We start from the raw sequence: 21,315 nt of genomic DNA on the forward strand, positions 1-21,315 counted from the left end.
CCTACCTCTTTCATGACTTGATGCATACCGCTCAAACTGGTTCTTCGCGGCATGATAACCTGGCAACGTCGTCATATTAAGGACCCATGTCCGTTGTAATGTCAAGCTGATTGATCCTTTAGATGGGTGTCGGCAAAATTCGGAGGATTAAACCAATCTCCACTGATCGCCCATGTCGGGTCAAGCGGAATCCAGCTCTCGGAATCACTCAAATACACCTCATTCCACGCATGCGGACCGTACCCTCCCTGGCCGTTATAACCAAGTCCTGTAACGACTTTGACTTCAAGTCCTTGTGAACGGGCCATCACAGCATAGAGACGGGCATAATCAATACATACGCCTTTGCGTGTATCAAATGTATTCTGTGGATTCTGTTCATGCCATATGCCCTTTTGCTCATAGTCATCCACTTTACCATAGTCATACTGAATACGTGAACCTACCCAGTCGTATAGCGCTCTTGCTTTGGCTTCATCTGTCGATTCGCCTTTGACAATCTCACTCGCTGCAGATTCAATGTCCGTCGGAATATTATGGTCAATGACTTCATATTTGCGTTGCAGGATGCCGCCCAGTTCCTTCTGCACAGCCTGCGTAAATACGGGAAGCTTGTCCTTGATAAATGTGCCAGACAACGGTTCGATAACCGTTTTGGCCCCTTGCATATAGATCGGAGATGCCTCCACATATCGGCTGAACATGCTCCCGGGGTAAAGACTGACAATCATGAACAAGACCGCAATGACAATCATTCCGCGGACGGAGCCTATGATCGTGCCAATCAATGCACCCGTCAACCGGCTAAACATACCTTTAGGCGCACTTTCCTCGGCTGACCCCTGCCTGCTGTTAAAAATTAATGAAGAAAGGAACCCGAGAATCAGTCGGATGAGTCCATAGCTAAGTACAAATAATACAGCGAACCGCATCAGCGGAAAATCTGCAATCGCCGTAACCAACGTATAATACATCTGTTCCCACCGGTTCAACTCACGGTTAGGCATGGCAGAAGCATACGCAGACAGCCACTGCTGTACATATGGTGCAAGCCACATCGTTAAACCGATTGACAACAGAATACCAATCACCGCCATAATGCCATCCATCAGGAACCCGAAGAGTCTGCCTGCTGAACGCGAAGCCCCTCTGGACCAACCCTGCAATAATGAAGCAGCCACAATCAGCAGCAGCATAATTGTGATGCCATTAAACTCCTTCAGGCTGTCCAGCCAATTCTGCAGCACGTACTGATTCCCCCTTTACTACGATGCTGGTGCTGTTTTGTTCTCCTGTGCCTGTTCGACAAACGTACGTATGGTTTCATTGTCGAGTTTCCATTCACCAAGTGAAATTCCGCGGAAGGTCACATCAACTTTATCCGATTGAGTTCGGCCCTTAATCTCCACATTGGGACTTGTGATGGTGAATGCGCCATCCTGTCCTTTGACGTAGGTTGCTTTGGAAGCTTCCTTGAGCATCATGCTGGTCGCTTCCTTCTTCAATGTGTCCATCGTACTGGATTGTACGTCTGTCACTGTCTGTTTGATCTGATCAATGGAGATGCCGCTGTATATCAGTAGAGCCGCAATAATGATGATGGCAATCGCCCATTTCAATACGGTTTTAACCACATTCAGAACAAAGAACAAAATGATCAACGCAACCACGATCACCAGCCAGTTCTGCATCACAAACTCTTTCATTACTTCTATGTTCATGACTACACCTTCCGTATTAGAATTCATTCGTTACACTTCCCGAATATTATACATGATTTCCGAAGCTGCTGTCAGCTAAGCCCTCCCTCGTAAAAATAAACGGTCTAAGTTCGTCCCGCCAGGCGTACAAGTAGTACCATGAGGTTCTGCTAGCGAACGGAGAACACGTTCAAGACCTGTAATGTGAACATGCATCGCTTAACAAGGAGGGGCTTATGTGAAAACAGCCATCTGGCTATACCTGTTTTTGTTCCTTGCCGTATTTGATTTGCACGCTCAGTATCCCATTTTGACCCCTTTTGCCATCTCGCTTGGAGCCGCCCCTACATTCATCGGCTGGATGATGGGCATCTATTCCTTAACGCATCTTCCTGGCAATCTGATTGCCGGAACACAAATTGATAAACATGGCAGTCGTCGCTACATTGTGTTCAGTCTGCTTGGGGCAGGATTCATCCTGCTCTTGCAAGCCCACGTCCATACCCCATGGCAACTGCTGGCGCTGCGTTCCATCAGCGGTTTTGTGCTGGCCTTCCTATCTCCGGCATGTCTTGCCCTGCTTGCCCAGCTATCCAGCGATCCAGTAAAACAGGGGAAGTATATGTCGGGTCATGGGGTGGTACACACCCTCGCCTCAGTTGTATCTCCAGCAGCAGGTGCGATCATTGTAGGTTCTATGGGATTCTCCGCTACATTCTCAGGATTAGGTTATCTGCTTATTCTCACAGGTGTCATTGCATTCATGACCATGCCCCGTGGTATCATCAAGCAACATGAGAAAGTAACGGAACCGGCTAACCCTGATGTTTCACCCGCAGATGCTACAAGTGCATTCCTGCCGGTATCCTGGCGCTACTTTGCCCTGCCTCTGGTTATTGCCTGTGCTCAGGGGATTCTCTTCTTCGAATTACCCCTGCGAGGAGGCGGACATTCGTCCATGATGTCTACCGGCCTATTGTTCTCCATAATCAGTATCGGGGCCCTCTCCACACTCAGCATGTTATTTCTCAATCGGTATTCCCCGAAACTGCGACTGGTTACGGGTGTGCTCCTGATGTCCTTATGTTTTTTTGTAATGGCAGCTATTCCGCAAATTCCGTTGTCTACCGTATTGTTTGTACTTGGGATGTCCAAAGGTATTATTTTTCCAGCTATGGCTACCCTCTTTATTCGTCTGAGCGGCGGGAGCAAGTTGGGACGAATATTCTCGCTGCAATCCATCGCCACCTCCATCGGTTCTTTCATCGGTCCCATCACAGCCGGGCAACTCCGTGTCGGAGTATCACCCTATTTCATCGCCTTCATTTTGTTAATGATTGGTATGCTACTGCTTCCATACTATACATCCAGACGCGAAGCTTCCATTTCGGATCACAAAAGTATATTGAATTAGGCCAGTATTTTCATTAGCTTTGCATCATTCCCCCATTTACAGCTAAACTATATAAAATGGACTGATGTTTTACACGTTATAAAAGCTAACTGGGAAATCTATGTTTCACAATCACCGAAGGTTTTATCTTATTGAAGAGCATCATTAAGGTTGAACGATGAGCCAAAAGTAGTGAAGGGGACGGAATCGATTCTGAAGAAGCGATAGCGTTCGCCTTTGTCTCCAAATATTAACTTTATAAAAGTAAATCAGAAATATATGGAGACAACAGTGATCGGAAGAACGATCCGTAACCGGAACGGCCACTGCCAGCTATTACTGACCTAATGATGCACATCAAATAAGATTTCAGAGAATTGTCTTGATGGGTTGTTCTATCCAGTTAGCAATCGTGTAAAGAAAGGAGTCCATTTTATATAATCAGTCGATTTTCGCTGCAACATTTCCCGGGGAATGTCGACATAAGCTCTCGAACAAGAGGTGAATATGATGCCTATTCATGTCATTGTGGAAGGTAAGAATGACCGAAGCAAACTAAAACGTCTGGTTGGACCCGAAATCAACATTCTATGCACGTTCGGAACGCTTAATTCACTTAAACTGGAGACCTTGCGCAAACAGGTCGGATATGATGAAGTCTTTTTATTTATGGATAATGACAGTTCCGGTAAAAAAATTAGAGGTGTGCTTCGGGATGCTTTCCCGGATGCAGTACAGATGTATACACGACGAGGATATGCAGGTGTAGAAGGAACGCCTGATGAGTATATCATTGCCCAGCTGGAGAAAGCCGGGTTAGAGACATACATCCAATACCCTGAACATCCTTCCTATTAAAGTGAAATACCAAAAGGCTGCCTTTGGGTTGATATCCAACCTGAAAGCAGCCTTTACAATATGAGCAACAGATGATTATTCCTTGATCAGATTCCGAATATCCTCGGCAATCACAGCAGGCACAACGTCCTCTGTATTAAACGCATTATATACCTTACGCAGCTGGTTGTTCTCATCCACCAGCCCAATCATGTTCATATGGGCAAAATCGTCCTTAGTCTCCCCATCGATCAGGATCTGGAATGAATCCCTGGCGAACTGTTTTGTTTTGTCCATATCCCCTCGCAAGAAGTACCATCCGGAATAATCTGCATGGAAGCGGTCCGCGAACGTCTTAATCTTCTCTCTTGTATCGACTTTCGGGTCGAATGAAATGGATACAAACGAGACATCTTTACCGAAGGTGTCGTCCTCTTTCAACAGATCCTGCACCTGGGATAACATAAACGTCGTAATCGGGCAGACATCTGGACAACTGGTGAAATAAAAGTAGAACAAACGGACTTTCCCTTGAGTATCCTCCAGTGATACCGTACTACCATCTACATTTTCCATGGAAAAGGATTGGATCTCGCGAATCTCGGGTAATTTTTCCTTACTGGCAAATACGGTGCCCCACATCAGATACACAGCCATAATCAGTGCGAGCCCCAGTAGCATCCATGTCCATTTGTACTTTTTCAGCATCTTCCTCGTCCCTTCTATATCTTCTCTAATGAATACGCATACATAGGTGAATCAAAAAAGTCCTCACGTTCGTTACGCTTAATCCATGCATTGTGACATATGTATTCAAAGAAACCTACTTTTTATGAGATTCTATATTATTGTAACGGTTTGAAGGAACAATGCCCATACATTATTTCAACGTTGTACATCATTCGAATTGTATCATGCATTATCAGGTGAAATTTCTTTCTGTATCCGATATAAAGTTTATCATAGGAAATGCGGAAATAGTTTGACAAACCAAGTATGTTCATTAAATATAATACATTTATTGGCATTAATTTAAAATTAGGGGTGTTTTGCATCCTTACAGGCGGATATTATACACTATATATGGGTATCACCTAGATAGAGAAGTAATATGCCTTAGAACGATACACCACACAAAGGAGACGGTTATGGATACCTCTACACACTTTGTCATGGGGATTGGTTTAGCCGGTCTGGCTTATATCGATCCTGTGGTCGCGTCCAACCCCATGCTTGCAGCTGCAGTAATGGTTGGCACGATCGCTGGTTCCCAAGCCCCTGACATCGATACTGCGTTACGTCTCAAAAGCAATTCGCTTTACATTCGGAATCACCGGGGCCTGTCACACTCTCTGCCATTTCTCCTGTTATGGGTTCTGCTCATCACTGGCGTCATTGCACTGATATTCCCAGGAGTCCCTATGGGTCACGTTGCCACTTGGACTGCTGTAGCCGTAGGCGTTCACGTATTCACTGATCTGTTCAATACCTATGGAACCCAAGCAGCCCGGCCTTTTACCGAACGCTGGATTGCCTGGAATATCATTCATATTTTTGATCCGTTTCTATTCACCACTCATGTCATGGCCATCCTGTTATGGGCCTTTGATCTGTTTGCCCCTGCACCACTCTTCGTTACGTTGTATAGCTTGACAGGTTTATATTATGTATGGCGGACGATTGCGCGTGCACAAGCAGTCAGAAAGGTTAGGCGGCTGGACAACAGCCCAGAGCAGGTAAGATACATTGTCATTCCGACGATATCCTGGAATCGCTGGCATGTGGTAAAAAGAATTGCGGACGGCAGTTATGAGATCGGTAAAATGGATGGTTCCAATCTGGCATGGAGTCTGCACGCCTCGTCTTCTACACATGCGGCTGTTGCTGCTTCACGCAAATCGCCCGAAGTCAGTGCATTCCTTTACTTCACCTCCTATGCGGTGGCAGAGGTTGAAGAATTGCCTGCCGGTTACAAGGTTCGCTGGGCAGATGTACGTTATCGTCACCGGAAACAATATCCATTTGTCGCTGTCGTGGTTATGGATCGGAATTTCGAAACGATCGATACGTATGTAGGCTGGTTAAGCGATGAGAAGATGGATAAAAAACTTTTATCCGCGCGCCCTTGACGAAGCGAGCATGGCAAGGCACAATCAAACATAGGAACTGATACGCGAGAAAGCCCGGAGCGTTTCCGCCCCGGGCTTTCTGTTTATCCTGTTTTGTTGCTGTTTGGTTAAGATAAATTATTTGCCAGACCCAGCCAGAGACTGCTCAGCGATTTGTACCAGACGTTTGGTGATATATCCACCCAAAGATCCTGTTTCACGGGAAGTGTAGTTGCCATAGTAACCGTCTTGTGGGATAGTTACACCCAGTTCCTGTGCAGCCTCCATTTTCAATTGTTGCAGTGCTGCAGTCGCTTGAGGTACCACCAAGTTGTTTGAAGAACGAGATCCTTGAGCCATAATTTATAATCTCCTTTCAATCTGTGTCTGTAATGTATTGCAAGCTTGCAAGATTATTATGGCTCGTACGCTTCAGGTTATACGGAATTTCACTAAATTTATAGGTGGAGGTTTTTCCCAATGAGCAAAGGCTTATCCTTATGGTTCGCATTTTCTTCAATTATCTTGTTAGCGGTTACAGCAATTACGATCTCCTACTCCGGTTGGCTTGCTGCACTACTATTTGTCCTGTCCATTGCCAACATTGGTTGGGGATTTGTGATTCGTGCCAAAAAAGAACGTCAGGAAGTGCGCTCGACTGCTTCAGAGCCTACTTCTTGAGCAGGTCATTTTATAACTCAACACTGAACGTACAAAATAAAGAGGAGTCCTTCAATAAGAGCTCCTCTTTATTCATGTTAACTATTCATCCCGTTACATATGAAGATCTTGTTCAGCACTACAGTTTACGTCTAGGAACAAACCCCATACGTTCTTTCACTGCATCCAGCGTTTGAGCAGCTACTTCTTCTGCACGGCGGGCTGACGTATCCAAGACTTCGGCTAATTCGCCAGACTCACGAATCTCATTATACCGTTGTTGTAGAGGTTCAATCACAGACACAACCACTTCAGCCAGTTCCTTTTTGAACGGACCATACATCTTGCCTTCATAACGCTCTGCTACTTCCTTAAGCGTCATACCGGCACATTCAGCGTAGATACTCATCAGATTGCTAACTTCCGGTTTGTTCGCCGGATCGTATAGCACTTCGCGTCCAGAATCTGTAGTAGCACGGCTGATTTTTTTGCGAATAACATCTGGCGGATCAAGTAGAGCTATATAGCTGCCAGCGTTAGGGTTACTTTTGCTCATTTTTGAAGAGGCATCATCAAGTGACATTACCCGAGCACCCACCTGTGGAATATACGGATCTGGAATGGTGAAGTAGTCCCCATAACGGTGGTTAAAACGTCCTGCCAGATCACGTGTCAGTTCCAAATGCTGCTTCTGGTCCTCACCTACTGGCACAAGGTCAGCATTGTATAACAAAATATCAGCCGCCATTAATGATGGATACACGAACAATCCGGCACCAACAGAATCTTTACCGGATGATTTATCCTTAAATTGAGTCATACGCTCAAGCTCACCCATGGAGGTCAGCGTTGTCATCAACCAGCCCAGTTCCGCGTGCTGTGGTACATGGGATTGCAGAAATACATTGGATTTCGACGGATCAATGCCTGCTGCAATAAACAGCGCAGCTACAGCTTCTGACTGCTCACGCAATGCTGCTGGCTCTTGAGCCACGGTGATGGCATGAAGATCAACCACCATGAAATGACACTGATAGTCATGCTGAAGTTTCACAAAATTTTTGATTGCACCAATATAATTACCTAATGTGAGCTTGCCGCTCGGTTGAATACCTGAAAGTACTGTTTTCATTGCACATAACGCCTCCCTGATTGTAAATAAAAAGCTCCGCCATTCTCTGCGAACGCAAAAAGGCCCCACATCCGCAAGGGACGTGAGACCGTGGTGCCACCCTTATTCGCTTTTCTTCCATTGCTCCTGACCCTGAATTCAAGTCAAGCTGAAGAATCGCCTTCATTGTTCCGTAACGTGGATTATACGGCAGACTCTAATGAGGCAAGCCCGTCTCTGGCTGCGCCTGTTCAAATCCACACTCAAGGGTCCATTCGATAAAGAGCTCACACCGGTTCGCATCAACCACCGGCTTTCTGAAGAGGATTCTCTTGACCTACTTATCCCTGTCATCGATTTCATGTCATTCAATTCTAATAAATGCTTTCAGAGTTCCATCTTAATGCGCACAGGCCCGAATGTCAAAATGAGATGAACTTTTTTACCCCGCACATCAAAATCTGTTATGATGGAATTGCTTATCCTATAGCCCTGCTTCACTGGAAGTAGAACAGGAAATAGCTGGCATGTACACAATGACACGCCTGCAGCAGCCTAATCATCACGACTGCTTGCAGACAGATTTCAAGTGGGAAAAGGAGCATCGATATGAAACAAGTGACCAAAGGCCAATGGAATGGTTACGACACGTATATCCTACATAGCCGTGAATTGGAAATTACCCTGCTGCCGCGTCTTGGAAATAATATTATCTCTATTCGCGATTTAGTGCAGGACCGAGATGTCGTCCGCCGTCCGGATGAAGACGATCTTGCCTTTTATCTGCAGAAGCCGTACCATTTTGGCGTTCCTCTTCTGATTCCACCTGGACGCATTCATCGGGGACAATTCGAATATGAAGGTGTTCGTTACCAGTTCGATCAGAACACGGCGAATGACAACCATATTCACGGTCTCCACCGTACCCAATCCTGGTGTGTCAGTGACATTGAGGAAGATGAAGACGGCTGTGCAATTACGACTGAATTATTGACTGAAAATGAAGAGCACTGGATGGCTCAATTCCCGATTCCCCTGAAGCTCGAGATGACATTCAGACTGCAAAACGCTGTATTTAGCCAGCGTCTGCGGGTCACCAATCTGAGCTCAACTCCTGCTCCTTTCGGGATGGGATATCATACATGGTTTTTGTTAGACGGCAAACCTGCTGACTGGACACTGCAACTGCCTGTTTCCGGACTATACGGACAGAATGAAGAACAATTACCCACAGGTGAACTGGAATCTCTAGGTGAATGGTCTGCTCTGAACGAAGGCATCAACTTGCAGGGACGTAACTGGGATACCTTGTTGAAAGCTACCGAAGGTGAACCAGCCACGGCTTACTTACGCAGACAAGACGGATATACATTGAAATATTCAGCAGATGAAGCATTTTTCAAACACTGGGTTCTCTTTACCAAAGGCGAATCTGATCAGTTCTTGTGCATTGAACCGTACACTTGGCTCCCGGATGCACCCAATCTGGCTTTATCGGATGATCAGACGGGGTTAATTCGTCTGGAACCGGAACAGCCTGTTGAGCTATTTACACGTATTGAGGTTATACCTCCTACAGACTAAGCGAGCTGATCATCCTCTATGTTGCTTTTGCACATATGACCCTATATTTTGATATCCTTATACAACTTGTCGACCCGCATTGGGTCGGCTTTTTTATATGACATATCTACCAATGATCATCCATATTTTCCCTTACGCCATATCATGTATATTTCCGTATTCTCTAACCATACTAACATCACCAACCCATAAGGAGGTGACACATATGTACGGAAGTCAAAACCAAGGTAGCGGTAGCCGCTCCAACAACCTGGTCGTTCCCCAAGCAACTGCAGCATTGCAACAATTGAAAATGGAAGCTGCACAAGAGCTGGGTGTAACGATTCCACAAGATGGTTACTACGGTAACTATACTTCCCGTGAGACAGGTTCTCTGGGTGGATACATCACTAAACGTCTGGTGCAAATCGCTGAGCAGCAATTATCGGGTCGTTCGTAAGCTCGTAATTTTTGCTTAAGTAGCGTAAAAAACAAAAGCGGCCTTCTTCGGAAGTGCCGCTTTCTCTTGTGCAATGAATTATGAAGTCGACTCCATACCTGAATCCTTGTATGTATTGGTTCTAGGGTAACGAATCATAAGGCTGGCCATATTGTAGTTAGATTCCATCGTTGCATCTACCAAAATCATACCTTGTCTTACTGTGAAGTCATATGCTATTTCTCCATGTGTCCAATTATGCTTGAATTTCAAAGTTTCCAGAGCCATCGCTCGGAAAGAAGTCCTTTGGGTATCGTTCAATCCTCCATCCTCGATTTCCATCTGTCCATCGCGTCCGGTTATCGGATTATGTCGAATTCCAAATTTCCCAATTACGTTGTTTCGTATTTGCACAAAAACTACCCCTGAATCTAAACCTGATAATTCATGATCAAGCTCTTTGAACACCAAATCTAACTGTCTTGCTAATGAAAGCTGTTCAATTTTCATAATAACACTCCTCCTATAAGCTTATAGTCCTACACGACAAGGACTTACGACTCATTATATGACAACAAATGTGCTCATTCAACAAAGAATGATAAACTTGGGTAATTATAACTACAACTTGCACAATTAATTGCCATTCGTCTTCCTTAAACCGAGTTTTTTCACTCAATTACGACAAAATATTCGAGAATCCAAAATGAGGATTTCGAACAAAAAAAGCTGCAATCCCGTGTCTGTTAACACCGAATTGCAGCCATTCCATATATGTGTTCAACCTATTTTTCGGTTGCCGTCATCCGCAGAAACTGCTCAATATCGGCAATAACCAAGTCGGCAGCATTTTGCCAGAAATCCGGTTGTGTCAGATCCGTACCCAGATGTTTCTGAGCAAGTTCTTCGACGGTCATACGCCCTGTATCACGTAATAAATCATCATATTTATCTGCAAATGCTGTTCCTTCCTGCTGTGCTCTCGCATAGATTCCCGCACTGAACATATACCCGAACGTGTATGGGAAGTTATAGAATGGCACACCTGTCAGATAGAAATGCAGTTTGGATGCCCAGAAATGCGGATGATCTGATGCAAGTACACCACAGAACGCTTCCTGCTGTGCCTCCACCATTAATTTGGATAACTCATCCGCGTTGACCAGGCCTTTTTTGCGTTGTTCATAGAAACGATTCTCAAACAGGAACCGGGCATGGATGTTCATAAAGAACGCTACACTGCGCTGTATCTTGTCTTCCAGCAAAGCCAGCTTCTCTTGTTCATCTGTTGCCGCCTGTACCAGGGCATCTGCTACAATTAGTTCGGCAAACGTGGAAGCCGTCTCGGCCACATTCATCGCATAGCGCTGGTTCAACGCAGGCAACTCTTCCATAATGTGTTGATGATATCCATGACCAAGTTCATGCGCAAGAGTCGACACATTAGATGGTGTCCCGGAGAAGGTCATGAAAATTCGGGTTGCTTTGCTAAGTGGCAAAGACGTACAGAATCCTCCTGGACGCTTGCCAGGACGATCTTCTGCTTCGATCCAGCGTTTCTCAAAAGCCATCTCTGCAAAAGAAGAAAGTTTAGGACTGAACTTGGCAAACTGTTCAACAATATTGATGGCTGCCTCATCATAAGTGATTTTCCCACTCGATTGGCCTACAGGTGCGTCTACGTCGCTCCAGCTGAGCTTGTCTACCCCCAGCAGTTCTGCCTTGCGCTCCAGATATTGAACAAGCGCAGGTTTGGCACCGTTAATCACATCCCACATCGTATCCAGTGTCTGACGTGACATCCGGTTGATGGCCAGAGGTTCTTTGAGGATATCATCCCAGCCACGTTTCTCATATAACTTCAGACGGAATCCCGCAAGGTGATTCAGCGTATCAGCGCAGAAATCTTCGACATCGGTCCAAGCCTGCTCCCAGTTTGCGAATACCGTCTCGCGTACATTCCGATCGCTATCGCTCAGCTTGTTGGCAGCCTGTCCTGCGGACAGCATCACCGTTTCCCCATCTTGCTCAAATGGAATGTTTACCTTGCTGACAATGGTGTTATAGAATTTGCCCCAACCATGGTAACCATCCACACCCAGATCCAGAGCAAGGCCCTCAAGTTCCGGCGACAGCTTCTCACGAGCCAACGTGCGACTCTCGTTCAAAGCAAATGCCAGCGGCTGGATATCTTCCCGAGCAATCCAAGCGTCCCACACCGAATCCGAGGTCTGACTAAGTGTATTATCGAACTTCGATTTGCTGCCGTTCAGCATCGCAGCAAGAGAACTAATGGCCCCCTGAAGCTGCGTTGCCTTCTTGTCCTTCTGGTTTTGCGATGAGAGGCAGGATACAAACGCAGAACCTTCCGATATGCGGACATAACAGCTTTGCAGCAGCTCCAAAATGGGATCAAATGCTGCCGTCTCTCCTAATGAAGTCGGTGCAGGTGTTTCGTTTAACAGATGTTGCAGTTTACGTACATCCTCTTCCAGTTCAATCAGATACGCAGCGAATGTCTCGGAGGAAGAACCTCCACTAAAAATGGACTCCAGATCCCATACGGGGTGTAATGGCGTTTTCATTTAATCAGGCACCTCTCTCTATAAATTGGATCATTAGGATTGAATTAAAAACTGGTTTTATGTGTGCCATATCTCTATACTAGAGAAATAGTTATAGAGGTTGTTCAAAAAGTCCACTTTTGATTACGAATCATGCCTAACGGCATCATCAGCATCGAATATGAAATTCAGCCGAAATGTCCGTTGCTCACGTAGTTTCCCTACGCTCCGCTACTCCATTTCTATCTTCATTCCATCTTCTCGGTACTGAAAACCAGACTTTTTGAACATTAATTTATAGTAACTTTCAGGAGGTAAACGTATGAAACCTTTACAAGTATCGGCTGATACAGCCGTCAAATTAGCAGAATCCTTGGGCGTACCTTTGGAGCACCTGATGCACATGCCCCAACATATCCTGATGCAGAAGATTGCGGAACTCGCCAAACAAGAAGCATCCAAACCTGCCGCAACAGAAGGCGAACAGGAATGATTCCATTTGAGAACAGCTGGCCTTACGATATTGTCATGGGAGATATCTATGTACAGCAATGCCCTTACTGTCATGCAAGCAATGTGCTGCTCCCCCTTAAACCGAAAGAGCTTGTGCTCATTCGCGAAGGAAAAAAGAAATTACTGGTCTTCCCCTGCTGTAATGCCAGCATGACCGTGATCGACAATGACAGTGACTATTTGTTATCCAGTCGTCCTGTCCGTAACTAATGTAAGATCAACCTAAAGGGGGCTACGTTTCGTAGCCTCTTTCTCTGCTTCCAGCATCTCTTCTGGGAGTTCCAGCTTGCCTGAAATCATCTGTTCGCGTAGCACGGCCCATTGTTCTCTTGAAGCACGAATCATAGCCGCATCTGTGATCCGCTTGTCATGAATGACCTTGCCGAACCACTGCACTGCTTCATTGAACCGGCCTACCCTGCGGTTCAATTCCCCGAGCAGATACAACAGTTTGGCTTCATTGCCACCCGTTCCTTCACGTTCGAACACCTTGACATAAGCCTCAAGGCTAAATTCAAGAAAACGATGTTCCTGTGCATGATCCTCCATATAACGATACAGCCAGGCAATATGATGCAGCAGGCCAGCGACAACACGGTCTTTCTCCTGGATAACCTGAGCGCACAGCAAGGCAAGCTTGTACGTAGCCAAGGCTTGGTCCAATGTCCGCGCTCCACTATAATCACGTTTCACCCAGCGATTACCGATCTGTTCCTTAAAAGCCTTGCGCTGAGCATCATTCAAATGCTCCGTTGCGTTCTCCGTGGAGGCAAACCCGCACTGCGGACAGATGCGAACCACATAAAAATCCGGATTCTCCAGCTTGTAGTAAGCACAAAAATCGGAATCCGTTCGGTAGGGTCTTTTCAAGCTCGGTCTTACCCGTGAGGTGTCATACTCGGTTTCGCAATAATGACACGTCACTTTCACCTTATACAGCGGCTCTAATTCCACTCGCTTCCATCCCTCTCCCGTACGCTTATAATCATATTCGGAACTATGGTGTATTCACAAAATGATGTGCAGGCCCGGATAAACGCTGCAGGATAAACGAATGCAAGGGCTCCTCCACACCGATCTGTGTTAACGCTTGATTCATACATGCAAGCCAAGCCTCAGCCCGTTCAACCGTTACTTCAAAGTGCATATGACGGGCACGCATCATTGGATGTCCAAACGCTTCGGAAAACAGTCCTGGTCCTCCAAAAAACTGAGACAAAAACATATACTGCTTGTCCATGACCGGCTGAATATCTTCCGGGAAAAGTGGAGCCAGTTGCTCATTCTGCTGAACGATCGGATAGAAAGCTTCAACCAATGCGCGAACACCTTTCTCACCGCCAAGATTTTCATAAATACTCAAACTGGGATTCATTCGTCTGATTCCCCTTTCTGATGTCGAATTTTGCCATATATTACACGTTCCGTGAACATTGTGAAAACAGTAACAATATCCAGGCTACAAAAGCCCTTATCTCCATTCTATCAAAAAAAACCGAAAAGTCCTATATAACATGAAATCATCAGGATGCATGACCGGCTATCTGTATATAGGACCTTCTTCAGCACATTACACAAAAAAAGCGCCAACCGTATGGGTTGGCGCACTAGATATTCCATTAATAACTCCGCCAGTCCTCTTCCTCAGAGCGTACAAGCGAGGCACGTATCACATATACAAAAGCACAGACCAGGATTCCGGTGACAAGACTCATGATCATCACTCCATCCGAATTGAATTTCACCTTGGAGACAATTAGGTGACGTTCAGGCGTTTTTCTCATTTTAGCACACATCACTCAAAAACACAGCCACTTTTGCAAGCGCTTTCTACGTATATTTTTGTACTGTTTGTCCGCTTTTTTTCATATATTGATGGCAAAAGCGCCACTGACTGCCGCACACCGACCATTCCAAAAATAAAGGAGAAGAATTCATGGCTGCTCCACAACGAATCACCCATGTCCTGGTCACACTCGCTCTTCTGATCCTTTGTGTGTTGATGGTCCTGTTTCCAGCGGAAACCTGGCATGCAGGCGTACGCGGACTGTCCATCTGGTGGGACGTCTTGTTTCCCTCCCTTTTTCCTTTTCTGGTGCTGTCCGAGCTGCTGCTCGGTTTTGGAATTGTTCATTTTCTCGGTACATTACTGAATCCACTGATGCGTCCATTGTTTCGAGTACCCGGAAGCGGTGGTTTTGTATTTGCTGTGAGCTGTGCATCCGGTTATCCCACAGGGGCTAAACTGACCGCCCAATTATGGGAACAAAAGCTGGTTACCCGGGAAGAAGGAGAGCGTCTCGTAGCCTTCACCACATCCTCCGATCCAATCTTCATGATTGGAGCAGTATCCGTTGGTTTCTTCCACAACGTTGCCATTGCTCCATTATTGGTTGCAAGCCATTACGCTGCGGCTTTTCTGGTGGGTGTGCTCATGCGTTTCCATGGGGGCACAACGAAAAGCTCACAGCCAGGCGCCTCTCCTGCATCCCCATCGGAGGAGAGACATCGAAACAGACTGACCCGCGCCATCTATACGATGCATGAAGCAAGAAAGGCTGACGGACGGGCATTTGGTGAACTGTTGCGCCACGCAGTCTCCTCGTCCCTTCGCCTTATTATTATCGTAGGGGGGCTAGTTGTATTCTTCTCCGTCATGATGGAATTGTTTGTGCAGACCGGTTGGCTTGGCGGATTGTACGGGATTACAGAGCAATGGCTACGGCAGATCGGATTGCCCCCATCCTTATCCCCTAGCCTGGTCGGGGGGCTATTTGAAGTCACACTGGGGGCCAAGGAGGCTGGAGGTGTCAGCACCTCCATTCCACTCGTATATAAAGTAGCGGCAGCAGCCTTTGTTCTCTCCTGGGGTGGATTATCCGTCCATGCCCAGATTATGAGTGTTCTTAGCAACACACCGATGAGATATGGGCCCTTTCTGTTTGCCAGAGCTATTCATGCGCTAATCGCACCTGTGCTAGTCTTGCTCTTGTGGACACCCATGATGGGGCATTCCTCTTCACCTGTACTCATGGAGCCCGGCTTCATCCCAACGTTATCGACATATACACCGGACTGGGGGCTGATCTTCTTCTCCGGAATGATTGTTTTTGTAAGTCTCATCGTTTTGTTGCTATTCTTGGCGATATTAAGTTCCATTCTCAAGCCTAGACGACATGCCAAAAAATAAGTCCACCTTTGATCTATATTTAACTGAATATGCATACAAACGTTGTGTTCTTCCGCGGAATTGATTATCATCGGTAGTATAATGACCACAAAGGAGCTTTCATCTTGAGATACTATGTTCAAGACCGCGGAGACCAGTTATCGATTGATCTCAGTCAGCAGTTTCATGCGCTGGCGAAGGAAGAAGGGTTCAAGCTGGATGCAGAATCGCCGGAGATCGTCATCTCCATCGGGGGCGATGGTACGATGCTGCAAGCATTTCACAATTTCATCGACCGCATTCCGGATATTGCTTTTGTTGGGGTTCATACGGGCCATCTCGGCTTTTACGCCGATTGGAAGAAGGAAGAATTACGTGAATTAGTTAGACTGATGAGTGGCAAAGGAGATCCGGAGCGTCTCAAACCACGCATTGTACAATATCCACTCCTGGAGCTTGAGATTCGGAAAAAGTCGGGGAATTCCTCTTACATTGCACTTAATGAATTTACGTTAAAAGGTGTGGACGGTACCGTCGTGGCCCAGGTCGATATTAACGATGTGACTTTTGAAATGTTCCGTGGGGATGGAATCTGTGTATCCACGCCATCAGGCAGTACGGCATACAACAAAGCTCTTGGCGGTGCCATGGTGCATCCAACCATTGAGGCCATTCAGATTGCGGAGATTGCTTCGATTAATAACCGGGTCTATCGTACACTCGGTTCACCGGTTATTTTGCCCAAGCATCATCATTGTGATATTTTTTCCCGCAAGGATCAGCGGTTATTGATGACGATTGATCATGTGAACGTGATGGTGGAGGATCTAATATCTGTGCGTTGTCAGGTATCGAGTCACAAGGTCAGTTTCGCACGTTTCCGTCCTTATCCATTCTGGAATCGGGTCCGCACGGCATTTCTGGACTAACATACACACCAAAAAAGCGGTCCTTCTCAGGAACCGCTTTTTGCTTTGGCTTGAGGTTGATCTTTGCTCTTCTGAAGCACAAAATACGCACAGCCAAAGTTACAATATTCATTGATATAATCCACCATACTGGCGATCGTGGAATCCTTTGTGGCTTTCGGATGGTTATCACGGTAAAAACCCTTCAACCGTAACTGGCTATATCCCCAGTCCCCGATAATATAATCATAACGCTCCAGCACTTCACTGTAACGATCACGGAAAACTTCTGGATTCCAGCCCTCTTTATGGTTCTGAACGATTTCATAATTCTTGCCGCCGATCTGTACAATGACCGGTTCTTTGGGCTTTTCCTCAACCGATTCCTGAACCGTCTCCTGGATCTGTTCCTGAAGTTGCTCCTGAATCTGTTCTGTGATTTTTTCTTCTTCCAATCCGGTATCCTCCATCACGCGTGTGTTGCCGCCTGTTCAGCATGTTTGGTAGCCGATTTCACCTGTTCATGCGCATGGTAGGAGCTGCGAACCATCGGGCCGGATTCGACATGGCTGAATCCACGTTTCAATCCTTCCTGTTTCAATGCAGCGAACTCCTCTGGCGGATAATACTTTTCAACATACAGATGTTTCTCCGATGGCTGCAAATATTGACCAATCGTCATAATATCGCAGTTCACCGCACGAAGATCATCCATCGTTGATAAAATTTCATTATATTCCTCACCTACGCCAAGCATAATGCTTGATTTCGTTGGGATGTCAGGTTGCATCTCTTTGGCACGAGCAAGCAATTCCAATGAGCGTTTATATTTCGCCTTGGCGCGCACTTTGTCTGACAACCGCTCTACTGTCTCAATATTATGATTCAGAATGTCCGGTTTGGCATCCATTACAATCTGCAAAGATTCCCGATCGCCCAGAAAGTCTGGAATAAGTACTTCAACGCTGCACAATGGCAAGCGTCGTCGTACGGCCTTTACCGTCTCTGCAAAGATCGTAGCTCCCCCGTCCTTCAGGTCGTCACGGGCTACACTTGTAATTACGCAGTGTTGCAGATTCATCTGCTCTGCTGCTTCCGCCACACGTTCTGGTTCCTGCAAGTCAAGCTCCGTTGGCAAGCCTGTATTCACCGCGCAAAAACGGCATGCCCTTGTGCAAATGTCGCCCAAAATCATAAAAGTGGCCGTTCGATTGGCCCAGCATTCATAAATGTTCGGACACCGTGCTTCCTCACATACCGTATGCAGCGTTTTGGAACGCATCATCGTTTTCATTTCCTGATAGTTATCGCCGGTTGTCAATTTGATCCGAATCCAATCCGGCTTCGGTTCTTTAACACGTTTAGCCAATGCATAAACCTTCTTTCTACTGAAGTTAGGCTGTTCTCGGAACATATTATACCATGAAAGCACTGGAAAAACTCCCATTTGTCACATCTAGTGTATTCAAGCCTGGTCCGGACAATTTCTATTCATCGATTCATACCCAATGCTTACATGGATAAAATGAGAACTTTTGAAGAACGCTAACCTTTAGCTTGGTTCATCGGGTACCTTGTATCATTCTAATGGAAAGGGGCTGCTTCCCAGTGCAACAACGCTTGACCTTCAGGCACACGTACCGCTTTTGGATCAAAACATTACTTGCAGGTACTCTGCTTCTCCCATTCTTGCCTGTTGACGTTTACAGTGAACCCGCCCAGGCCGCTCCCAAACCACAGGCAGCTGAGCTAAAGCCCGCAGAAATTTTCGCTGCTCGTCGTCATTTATATGAGAGCATCGGTCAGATGACTCAGATTCCCTGGTACAGGCTGGCCGCAATTGATCAGTATGAACGAACGATTACTCGTGCACACCCGAAGGATCGCAAGCATGAAGAGCGACTTACAGGCATCTTCATGACCTCTCCAGCATGGAGAGGTTGGCTTAACCCTGATGAGACGGATCAACATCCGAACTCCATTCTTTTTTTCAATGGATATGGACGTGACGGTTCCGGGGATGGCCTGGCAGATGCCAACAATGATCAGGATGTGCTGTACAGCATGGCTTCTGTTATTCAGCGTTACGGGAACAGACAAGAGGACTTCAACATTGCCTTGTGGGAATATTATCATAACTCCCGTGCTGTGCAACGGATACAGCAATTCGCGAAGTTATATGAGCATTTTGACAATCTGGATCTGTTTGGACATGCCTTTCCCGTGCCGCTCGGAACCAACTACTCCTACCGCAGCACCTGGGGTACGAAACGAAGCTGGGGCGGCTATCGCATTCATGAGGGAACGGATATCTTCGCTCCACATGGCCTGCCTGTTCGTAGCACCTGTTATGGGGTCGTGGAAATCAAAGGCTGGAATCCGTTTGGCGGCTGGCGCATCGGTATCCGGGATTTGAACAACCATTATCACTACTACGCCCACCTCTCGGGTTTTGACAAAAGTACACGTATCGGTGAAGTCGTTATTCCCGGTCAGGTTGTGGGTTGGGTTGGCAGTTCGGGTTATGGGAAACCTGGGACACAGGGCAAATTCCCTCCGCATCTGCACTATGGGATCTACCGGGACAGCGGGCTGCACGAATGGTCGTTCGATCCTTATCCACAGCTGAAACATTGGGAACAAGAAGAACGCAAACAGAAGAACACGAAAAAGAAGTGAGACGAGGATATGCCAGTACGTGGAAGCAAATTGGAGTACACCTCATGTCTTGACCCAGCCTGTAAATTCGCGGGATTGAGTCGATTCTCTTCGGCTTGGAGTACGATAAGCATTCGAAAAAGGGACCTCTTCAATAGGAGGCCCCTTTCTTCGCTTTGTACTGGGTATTTGTGTGTATCACGGCTGCGCATCCTTATTAGGTTGCAATCCCCCATTGATATCTGGCAGATCCGGCTCCAATTCAAGCTCGTTCCCATGTACATTGTCTGTTGGCGCCTGTTGCTGGTTCTGGCTAGGGGGATTCGTAGTCACTCCATTCCCGCTTGATACACCCGTATGCCCCGATGGCAGCGCAATAGCTGGGGCCTGACTACCGTTACTGCCTACCGGCTTGCCCTGATTATCGTAATAATACATTGGCACATCGCCCACAACCAGAAGATAAGAGATCGGGATTTCCGTATCGACCGTTTCAGGCTCCATATCGAAGGGAACCACTACTGCAACCTCAGCAATAATGTGAATGTACACTTCCACCAAAATCATGTTAATACCCGCGTTCTGCTGACGGGTATTCAGGTCTACTTTGACAGCGCCCTGAGGCTCAATACGAACCGGTATACTTGGACCAAATGAAGCCATCACCGGACTACCCAGCGCCTGCCCCAACGGGATCTTTTCTTTTAACATGTGTACATTCTGAAGCGTGGATTGCACGATATTCATCGTACTTGCGGTGATTCGCATATGCTCATTGTAGTTCAGCATGAAACCGGACACTTTCCCGGCGGTATCCGTCTTCCAGTCAATCAGCCCTTCATTGGTTTTACCATCTGCCACCTGTGCTGTAATCGCCTTGTTGATTGCTTCGGTTGCAATCTGCTTTACTCTGATCTTGGCCAGATGCATGATCGGCGGCTTCATTTTTTTGTCCACATAGGCAAAGCCATGCATTAAACAAAACGCTGTCACCAATAAAATAATCACCCACATTTTTCGTTTACCGCTTGGCGGCTTACGACGTCTCCGGCTTCGCCATTTTCTTCTCATCATCGAAGTGTCCCTCCCCTGCGGGATGAGCTATAGGCTATATGTTAACCTTATGCACTGTTGTCCCGAAAAAGAAGGACAGTACGTGGACACTGGACAGAAAGTAATAACAACATTAAAGAGACAAGCAGTCACCATTAACTAATTGGAGCATACGAAAACAAAGATAAAAAAACCTTCCGCTTGCAGATTACTCCACAAGGCGAAAGGCTTTATGTTCAGACACCCAAAGAATCGGGCATGTCTACCACTTTATTTCGGAACAGATTCCCAGTCTTTCAGGAAACGTTTGATACCGCTGTCCGTCAGTGGGTGTTTCCAAAGTGTCGGCAGAAGCGAACCCGGAATGGTGGCAATATGCGCACCGGAAAGGGCTGCATCTTCGACATGTTTGATATTGCGAATGCTTGCTGCGATAATCTCGGAAGGCAGATCATACATGTCCAGAATAAGACGCAGATCACGAATCAGTTTCATACCATCCACCGCAATATCATCCAGGCGACCAACGAATGGACTGATGTAGGTTGCACCGGCTTTCGCCGCCATCAGGCCCTGTGCTGCGGAGGAAAAATTTCATGATATGTTCCCTCCACTTGATGAATTCGTAAACACGATATA

24 protein-coding genes, 1 pseudogene and 1 other annotated feature are annotated in these 21,315 nt (G+C 46.5%); of the genes and pseudogenes, 11 read left to right on the forward strand and 14 right to left on the reverse strand.

Annotated features, from left to right (window positions below):
• Positions 1–101 precede the first annotated feature (101 nt).
• Both AC1S8V_RS24530 and AC1S8V_RS24535 read right to left on the reverse strand, forming a co-directional pair.
• A complete protein-coding gene (locus AC1S8V_RS24530; RefSeq protein WP_482074575.1) occupies positions 102–1,196 on the reverse strand; it encodes a transglutaminase domain-containing protein in 1,095 nt (364 codons plus the stop codon).
• Positions 1,197–1,265: 69 nt separating this feature from the next.
• On the reverse strand, positions 1,266–1,748 hold the full coding sequence (locus AC1S8V_RS24535; RefSeq protein WP_186327914.1) for an ATPase: 483 nt from the start codon (positions 1,746–1,748) through the stop codon (positions 1,266–1,268).
• Positions 1,749–1,938: 190 nt separating this feature from the next.
• Between AC1S8V_RS24535 and AC1S8V_RS24540 the strand changes: the two genes are divergently transcribed.
• Both AC1S8V_RS24540 and AC1S8V_RS24545 read left to right on the forward strand, forming a co-directional pair.
• Entirely contained in the window at positions 1,939–3,114 is a 1,176-nt protein-coding gene (locus tag AC1S8V_RS24540) for an MFS transporter (RefSeq protein ID WP_482071136.1), read from the forward strand.
• A 489-nt stretch (positions 3,115–3,603) separates the two neighbouring features.
• A complete protein-coding gene (locus AC1S8V_RS24545) occupies positions 3,604–3,951 on the forward strand; it encodes a toprim domain-containing protein (RefSeq protein ID WP_036605733.1) in 348 nt (115 codons plus the stop codon).
• Between the two features lie 75 nt (positions 3,952–4,026).
• On the opposite strand, the gene AC1S8V_RS24550 is transcribed toward AC1S8V_RS24545, so the two are convergent.
• Complete coding sequence (locus AC1S8V_RS24550) at positions 4,027–4,638, reverse strand: SCO family protein (protein WP_482071137.1); 612 nt, start codon at positions 4,636–4,638, stop codon at positions 4,027–4,029.
• A 440-nt stretch (positions 4,639–5,078) separates the two neighbouring features.
• On the opposite strand from AC1S8V_RS24550, the gene AC1S8V_RS24555 reads away from it, so the two are divergent.
• Positions 5,079–6,059 (forward strand): metal-dependent hydrolase, encoded by a 981-nt coding sequence (locus AC1S8V_RS24555; protein ID WP_482071138.1) that lies wholly within the window; start codon positions 5,079–5,081, stop codon positions 6,057–6,059.
• A 117-nt stretch (positions 6,060–6,176) separates the two neighbouring features.
• Here AC1S8V_RS24555 and AC1S8V_RS24560 read toward each other — a convergent pair whose 3' ends face one another.
• Positions 6,177–6,398 carry an alpha/beta-type small acid-soluble spore protein gene (locus AC1S8V_RS24560; protein WP_056702318.1) on the reverse strand — a complete coding sequence of 74 codons (222 nt, stop codon included), beginning with the start codon at positions 6,396–6,398 and terminating at the stop codon, positions 6,177–6,179.
• 120 nt (positions 6,399–6,518) lie between these two features.
• Between AC1S8V_RS24560 and AC1S8V_RS24565 the strand changes: the two genes are divergently transcribed.
• The gene (locus AC1S8V_RS24565; RefSeq protein WP_145325066.1) at positions 6,519–6,719 is read left to right on the forward strand and encodes a hypothetical protein; all 201 of its coding nucleotides are present in this window, start codon (positions 6,519–6,521) and stop codon (positions 6,717–6,719) included.
• Between the two features lie 118 nt (positions 6,720–6,837).
• Here AC1S8V_RS24565 and trpS read toward each other — a convergent pair whose 3' ends face one another.
• Positions 6,838–7,830 carry a tryptophan--tRNA ligase gene (trpS, locus tag AC1S8V_RS24570; RefSeq protein ID WP_482071139.1) on the reverse strand — a complete coding sequence of 331 codons (993 nt, stop codon included), beginning with the start codon at positions 7,828–7,830 and terminating at the stop codon, positions 6,838–6,840.
• A gap of 73 nt (positions 7,831–7,903) precedes the next feature.
• Positions 7,904–8,172, reverse strand: a binding site (T-box leader).
• Between the two features lie 246 nt (positions 8,173–8,418).
• Between trpS and AC1S8V_RS24575 the strand changes: the two genes are divergently transcribed.
• On the forward strand, positions 8,419–9,393 hold the full coding sequence (locus AC1S8V_RS24575; protein WP_482071140.1) for an aldose epimerase family protein: 975 nt from the start codon (positions 8,419–8,421) through the stop codon (positions 9,391–9,393).
• 205 nt (positions 9,394–9,598) lie between these two features.
• A complete protein-coding gene (locus AC1S8V_RS24580) occupies positions 9,599–9,832 on the forward strand; it encodes an alpha/beta-type small acid-soluble spore protein (protein WP_111269531.1) in 234 nt (77 codons plus the stop codon).
• Between the two features lie 78 nt (positions 9,833–9,910).
• Here the strand turns inward: AC1S8V_RS24580 and AC1S8V_RS24585 are convergent, their stop codons facing one another.
• Complete coding sequence (locus AC1S8V_RS24585; RefSeq protein ID WP_482074576.1) at positions 9,911–10,324, reverse strand: O-methyltransferase; 414 nt, start codon at positions 10,322–10,324, stop codon at positions 9,911–9,913.
• Between the two features lie 272 nt (positions 10,325–10,596).
• Positions 10,597–12,396 (reverse strand): M3 family oligoendopeptidase, encoded by a 1,800-nt coding sequence (locus tag AC1S8V_RS24590; protein WP_482071141.1) that lies wholly within the window; start codon positions 12,394–12,396, stop codon positions 10,597–10,599.
• A gap of 301 nt (positions 12,397–12,697) precedes the next feature.
• On the opposite strand from AC1S8V_RS24590, the gene AC1S8V_RS24595 reads away from it, so the two are divergent.
• Positions 12,698–12,868, forward strand: coding sequence for a YycC family protein (locus tag AC1S8V_RS24595; RefSeq protein ID WP_105409906.1), 171 nt, complete (start codon positions 12,698–12,700; stop codon positions 12,866–12,868).
• On the forward strand, positions 12,865–13,098 hold the full coding sequence (locus AC1S8V_RS24600) for a hypothetical protein (RefSeq protein WP_062837999.1): 234 nt from the start codon (positions 12,865–12,867) through the stop codon (positions 13,096–13,098). Before AC1S8V_RS24595 ends, AC1S8V_RS24600 begins: the two co-directional genes overlap by 4 nt.
• Positions 13,099–13,110: 12 nt before the next feature.
• On the opposite strand, the gene AC1S8V_RS24605 is transcribed toward AC1S8V_RS24600, so the two are convergent.
• The 3 genes from AC1S8V_RS24605 to AC1S8V_RS24615 form a co-directional block, all read right to left on the reverse strand.
• Complete coding sequence (locus AC1S8V_RS24605; RefSeq protein WP_145325061.1) at positions 13,111–13,842, reverse strand: DUF2225 domain-containing protein; 732 nt, start codon at positions 13,840–13,842, stop codon at positions 13,111–13,113.
• Positions 13,843–13,885: 43 nt separating this feature from the next.
• The gene (locus AC1S8V_RS24610; protein WP_482071142.1) at positions 13,886–14,263 is read right to left on the reverse strand and encodes a globin domain-containing protein; all 378 of its coding nucleotides are present in this window, start codon (positions 14,261–14,263) and stop codon (positions 13,886–13,888) included.
• A gap of 244 nt (positions 14,264–14,507) precedes the next feature.
• Positions 14,508–14,672, reverse strand: a complete 165-nt coding sequence (locus AC1S8V_RS24615) for a hypothetical protein (protein ID WP_433747030.1) — start codon at positions 14,670–14,672, stop codon at positions 14,508–14,510.
• Positions 14,673–14,824: 152 nt separating this feature from the next.
• On the opposite strand from AC1S8V_RS24615, the gene ylbJ reads away from it, so the two are divergent.
• Both ylbJ and AC1S8V_RS24625 read left to right on the forward strand, forming a co-directional pair.
• The gene (gene ylbJ, locus AC1S8V_RS24620; protein ID WP_482071143.1) at positions 14,825–16,078 is read left to right on the forward strand and encodes a sporulation integral membrane protein YlbJ; all 1,254 of its coding nucleotides are present in this window, start codon (positions 14,825–14,827) and stop codon (positions 16,076–16,078) included.
• A 104-nt stretch (positions 16,079–16,182) separates the two neighbouring features.
• Complete coding sequence (locus AC1S8V_RS24625) at positions 16,183–16,986, forward strand: NAD kinase (protein WP_036673293.1); 804 nt, start codon at positions 16,183–16,185, stop codon at positions 16,984–16,986.
• A gap of 26 nt (positions 16,987–17,012) precedes the next feature.
• Here AC1S8V_RS24625 and AC1S8V_RS24630 read toward each other — a convergent pair whose 3' ends face one another.
• Together AC1S8V_RS24630 and lipA are read right to left on the reverse strand one after the other, a co-directional pair.
• Entirely contained in the window at positions 17,013–17,420 is a 408-nt protein-coding gene (locus AC1S8V_RS24630) for a YutD family protein (RefSeq protein WP_482071144.1), read from the reverse strand.
• Between the two features lie 14 nt (positions 17,421–17,434).
• On the reverse strand, positions 17,435–18,334 hold the full coding sequence (gene lipA / locus AC1S8V_RS24635; RefSeq protein WP_482071145.1) for a lipoyl synthase: 900 nt from the start codon (positions 18,332–18,334) through the stop codon (positions 17,435–17,437).
• Positions 18,335–18,573: 239 nt separating this feature from the next.
• Here lipA and AC1S8V_RS24640 point away from each other — a divergent pair, with 239 nt between their 5' ends.
• Positions 18,574–19,644 (forward strand): M23 family metallopeptidase, encoded by a 1,071-nt coding sequence (locus AC1S8V_RS24640; protein ID WP_482071146.1) that lies wholly within the window; start codon positions 18,574–18,576, stop codon positions 19,642–19,644.
• 177 nt (positions 19,645–19,821) lie between these two features.
• Here the strand turns inward: AC1S8V_RS24640 and yunB are convergent, their stop codons facing one another.
• Positions 19,822–20,697, reverse strand: coding sequence for a sporulation protein YunB (yunB, locus tag AC1S8V_RS24645; protein ID WP_482071147.1), 876 nt, complete (start codon positions 20,695–20,697; stop codon positions 19,822–19,824).
• 249 nt (positions 20,698–20,946) lie between these two features.
• A pseudogene (locus AC1S8V_RS24650) lies at positions 20,947–21,261 on the reverse strand (transaldolase family protein); the annotation flags it as partial.
• Between the last annotated feature and the right edge of the window lie 54 nt (positions 21,262–21,315).

The sequence above is a fragment of the Paenibacillus sp. B46(2026) genome (genome assembly GCF_056786355.1).

Bases quoted from the DNA above. Each gene is read 5' to 3' on its own strand.
- AC1S8V_RS24555 (WP_482071138.1), top strand. From the start codon at position 5,079: ATGGATACCTCTACACACTTTGTCATGGGGATTGGTTTAGCCGGTCTG.
- AC1S8V_RS24600 (WP_062837999.1), top strand. From the start codon at position 12,865: ATGATTCCATTTGAGAACAGCTGGCCTTACGATATTGTCATGGGAGAT.
- AC1S8V_RS24560 (WP_056702318.1), bottom strand. From the start codon at position 6,398: ATGGCTCAAGGATCTCGTTCTTCAAACAACTTGGTGGTACCTCAAGCG.
- AC1S8V_RS24550 (WP_482071137.1), bottom strand. From the start codon at position 4,638: ATGCTGAAAAAGTACAAATGGACATGGATGCTACTGGGGCTCGCACTG.
- AC1S8V_RS24590 (WP_482071141.1), bottom strand. From the start codon at position 12,396: ATGAAAACGCCATTACACCCCGTATGGGATCTGGAGTCCATTTTTAGT.
- ylbJ (WP_482071143.1), top strand. From the start codon at position 14,825: ATGGCTGCTCCACAACGAATCACCCATGTCCTGGTCACACTCGCTCTT.
- AC1S8V_RS24610 (WP_482071142.1), bottom strand. From the start codon at position 14,263: ATGAATCCCAGTTTGAGTATTTATGAAAATCTTGGCGGTGAGAAAGGT.
- AC1S8V_RS24575 (WP_482071140.1), top strand. From the start codon at position 8,419: ATGAAACAAGTGACCAAAGGCCAATGGAATGGTTACGACACGTATATC.
- AC1S8V_RS24530 (WP_482074575.1), bottom strand. From the start codon at position 1,196: ATGCTGCTGCTGATTGTGGCTGCTTCATTATTGCAGGGTTGGTCCAGA.
- AC1S8V_RS24565 (WP_145325066.1), top strand. From the start codon at position 6,519: ATGAGCAAAGGCTTATCCTTATGGTTCGCATTTTCTTCAATTATCTTG.
- AC1S8V_RS24545 (WP_036605733.1), top strand. From the start codon at position 3,604: ATGCCTATTCATGTCATTGTGGAAGGTAAGAATGACCGAAGCAAACTA.
- AC1S8V_RS24595 (WP_105409906.1), top strand. From the start codon at position 12,698: ATGAAACCTTTACAAGTATCGGCTGATACAGCCGTCAAATTAGCAGAA.
- AC1S8V_RS24615 (WP_433747030.1), bottom strand. From the start codon at position 14,672: ATGAGAAAAACGCCTGAACGTCACCTAATTGTCTCCAAGGTGAAATTC.
- trpS (WP_482071139.1), bottom strand. From the start codon at position 7,830: ATGAAAACAGTACTTTCAGGTATTCAACCGAGCGGCAAGCTCACATTA.
- AC1S8V_RS24580 (WP_111269531.1), top strand. From the start codon at position 9,599: ATGTACGGAAGTCAAAACCAAGGTAGCGGTAGCCGCTCCAACAACCTG.
- yunB (WP_482071147.1), bottom strand. From the start codon at position 20,697: ATGATGAGAAGAAAATGGCGAAGCCGGAGACGTCGTAAGCCGCCAAGC.
- AC1S8V_RS24535 (WP_186327914.1), bottom strand. From the start codon at position 1,748: ATGAATTCTAATACGGAAGGTGTAGTCATGAACATAGAAGTAATGAAA.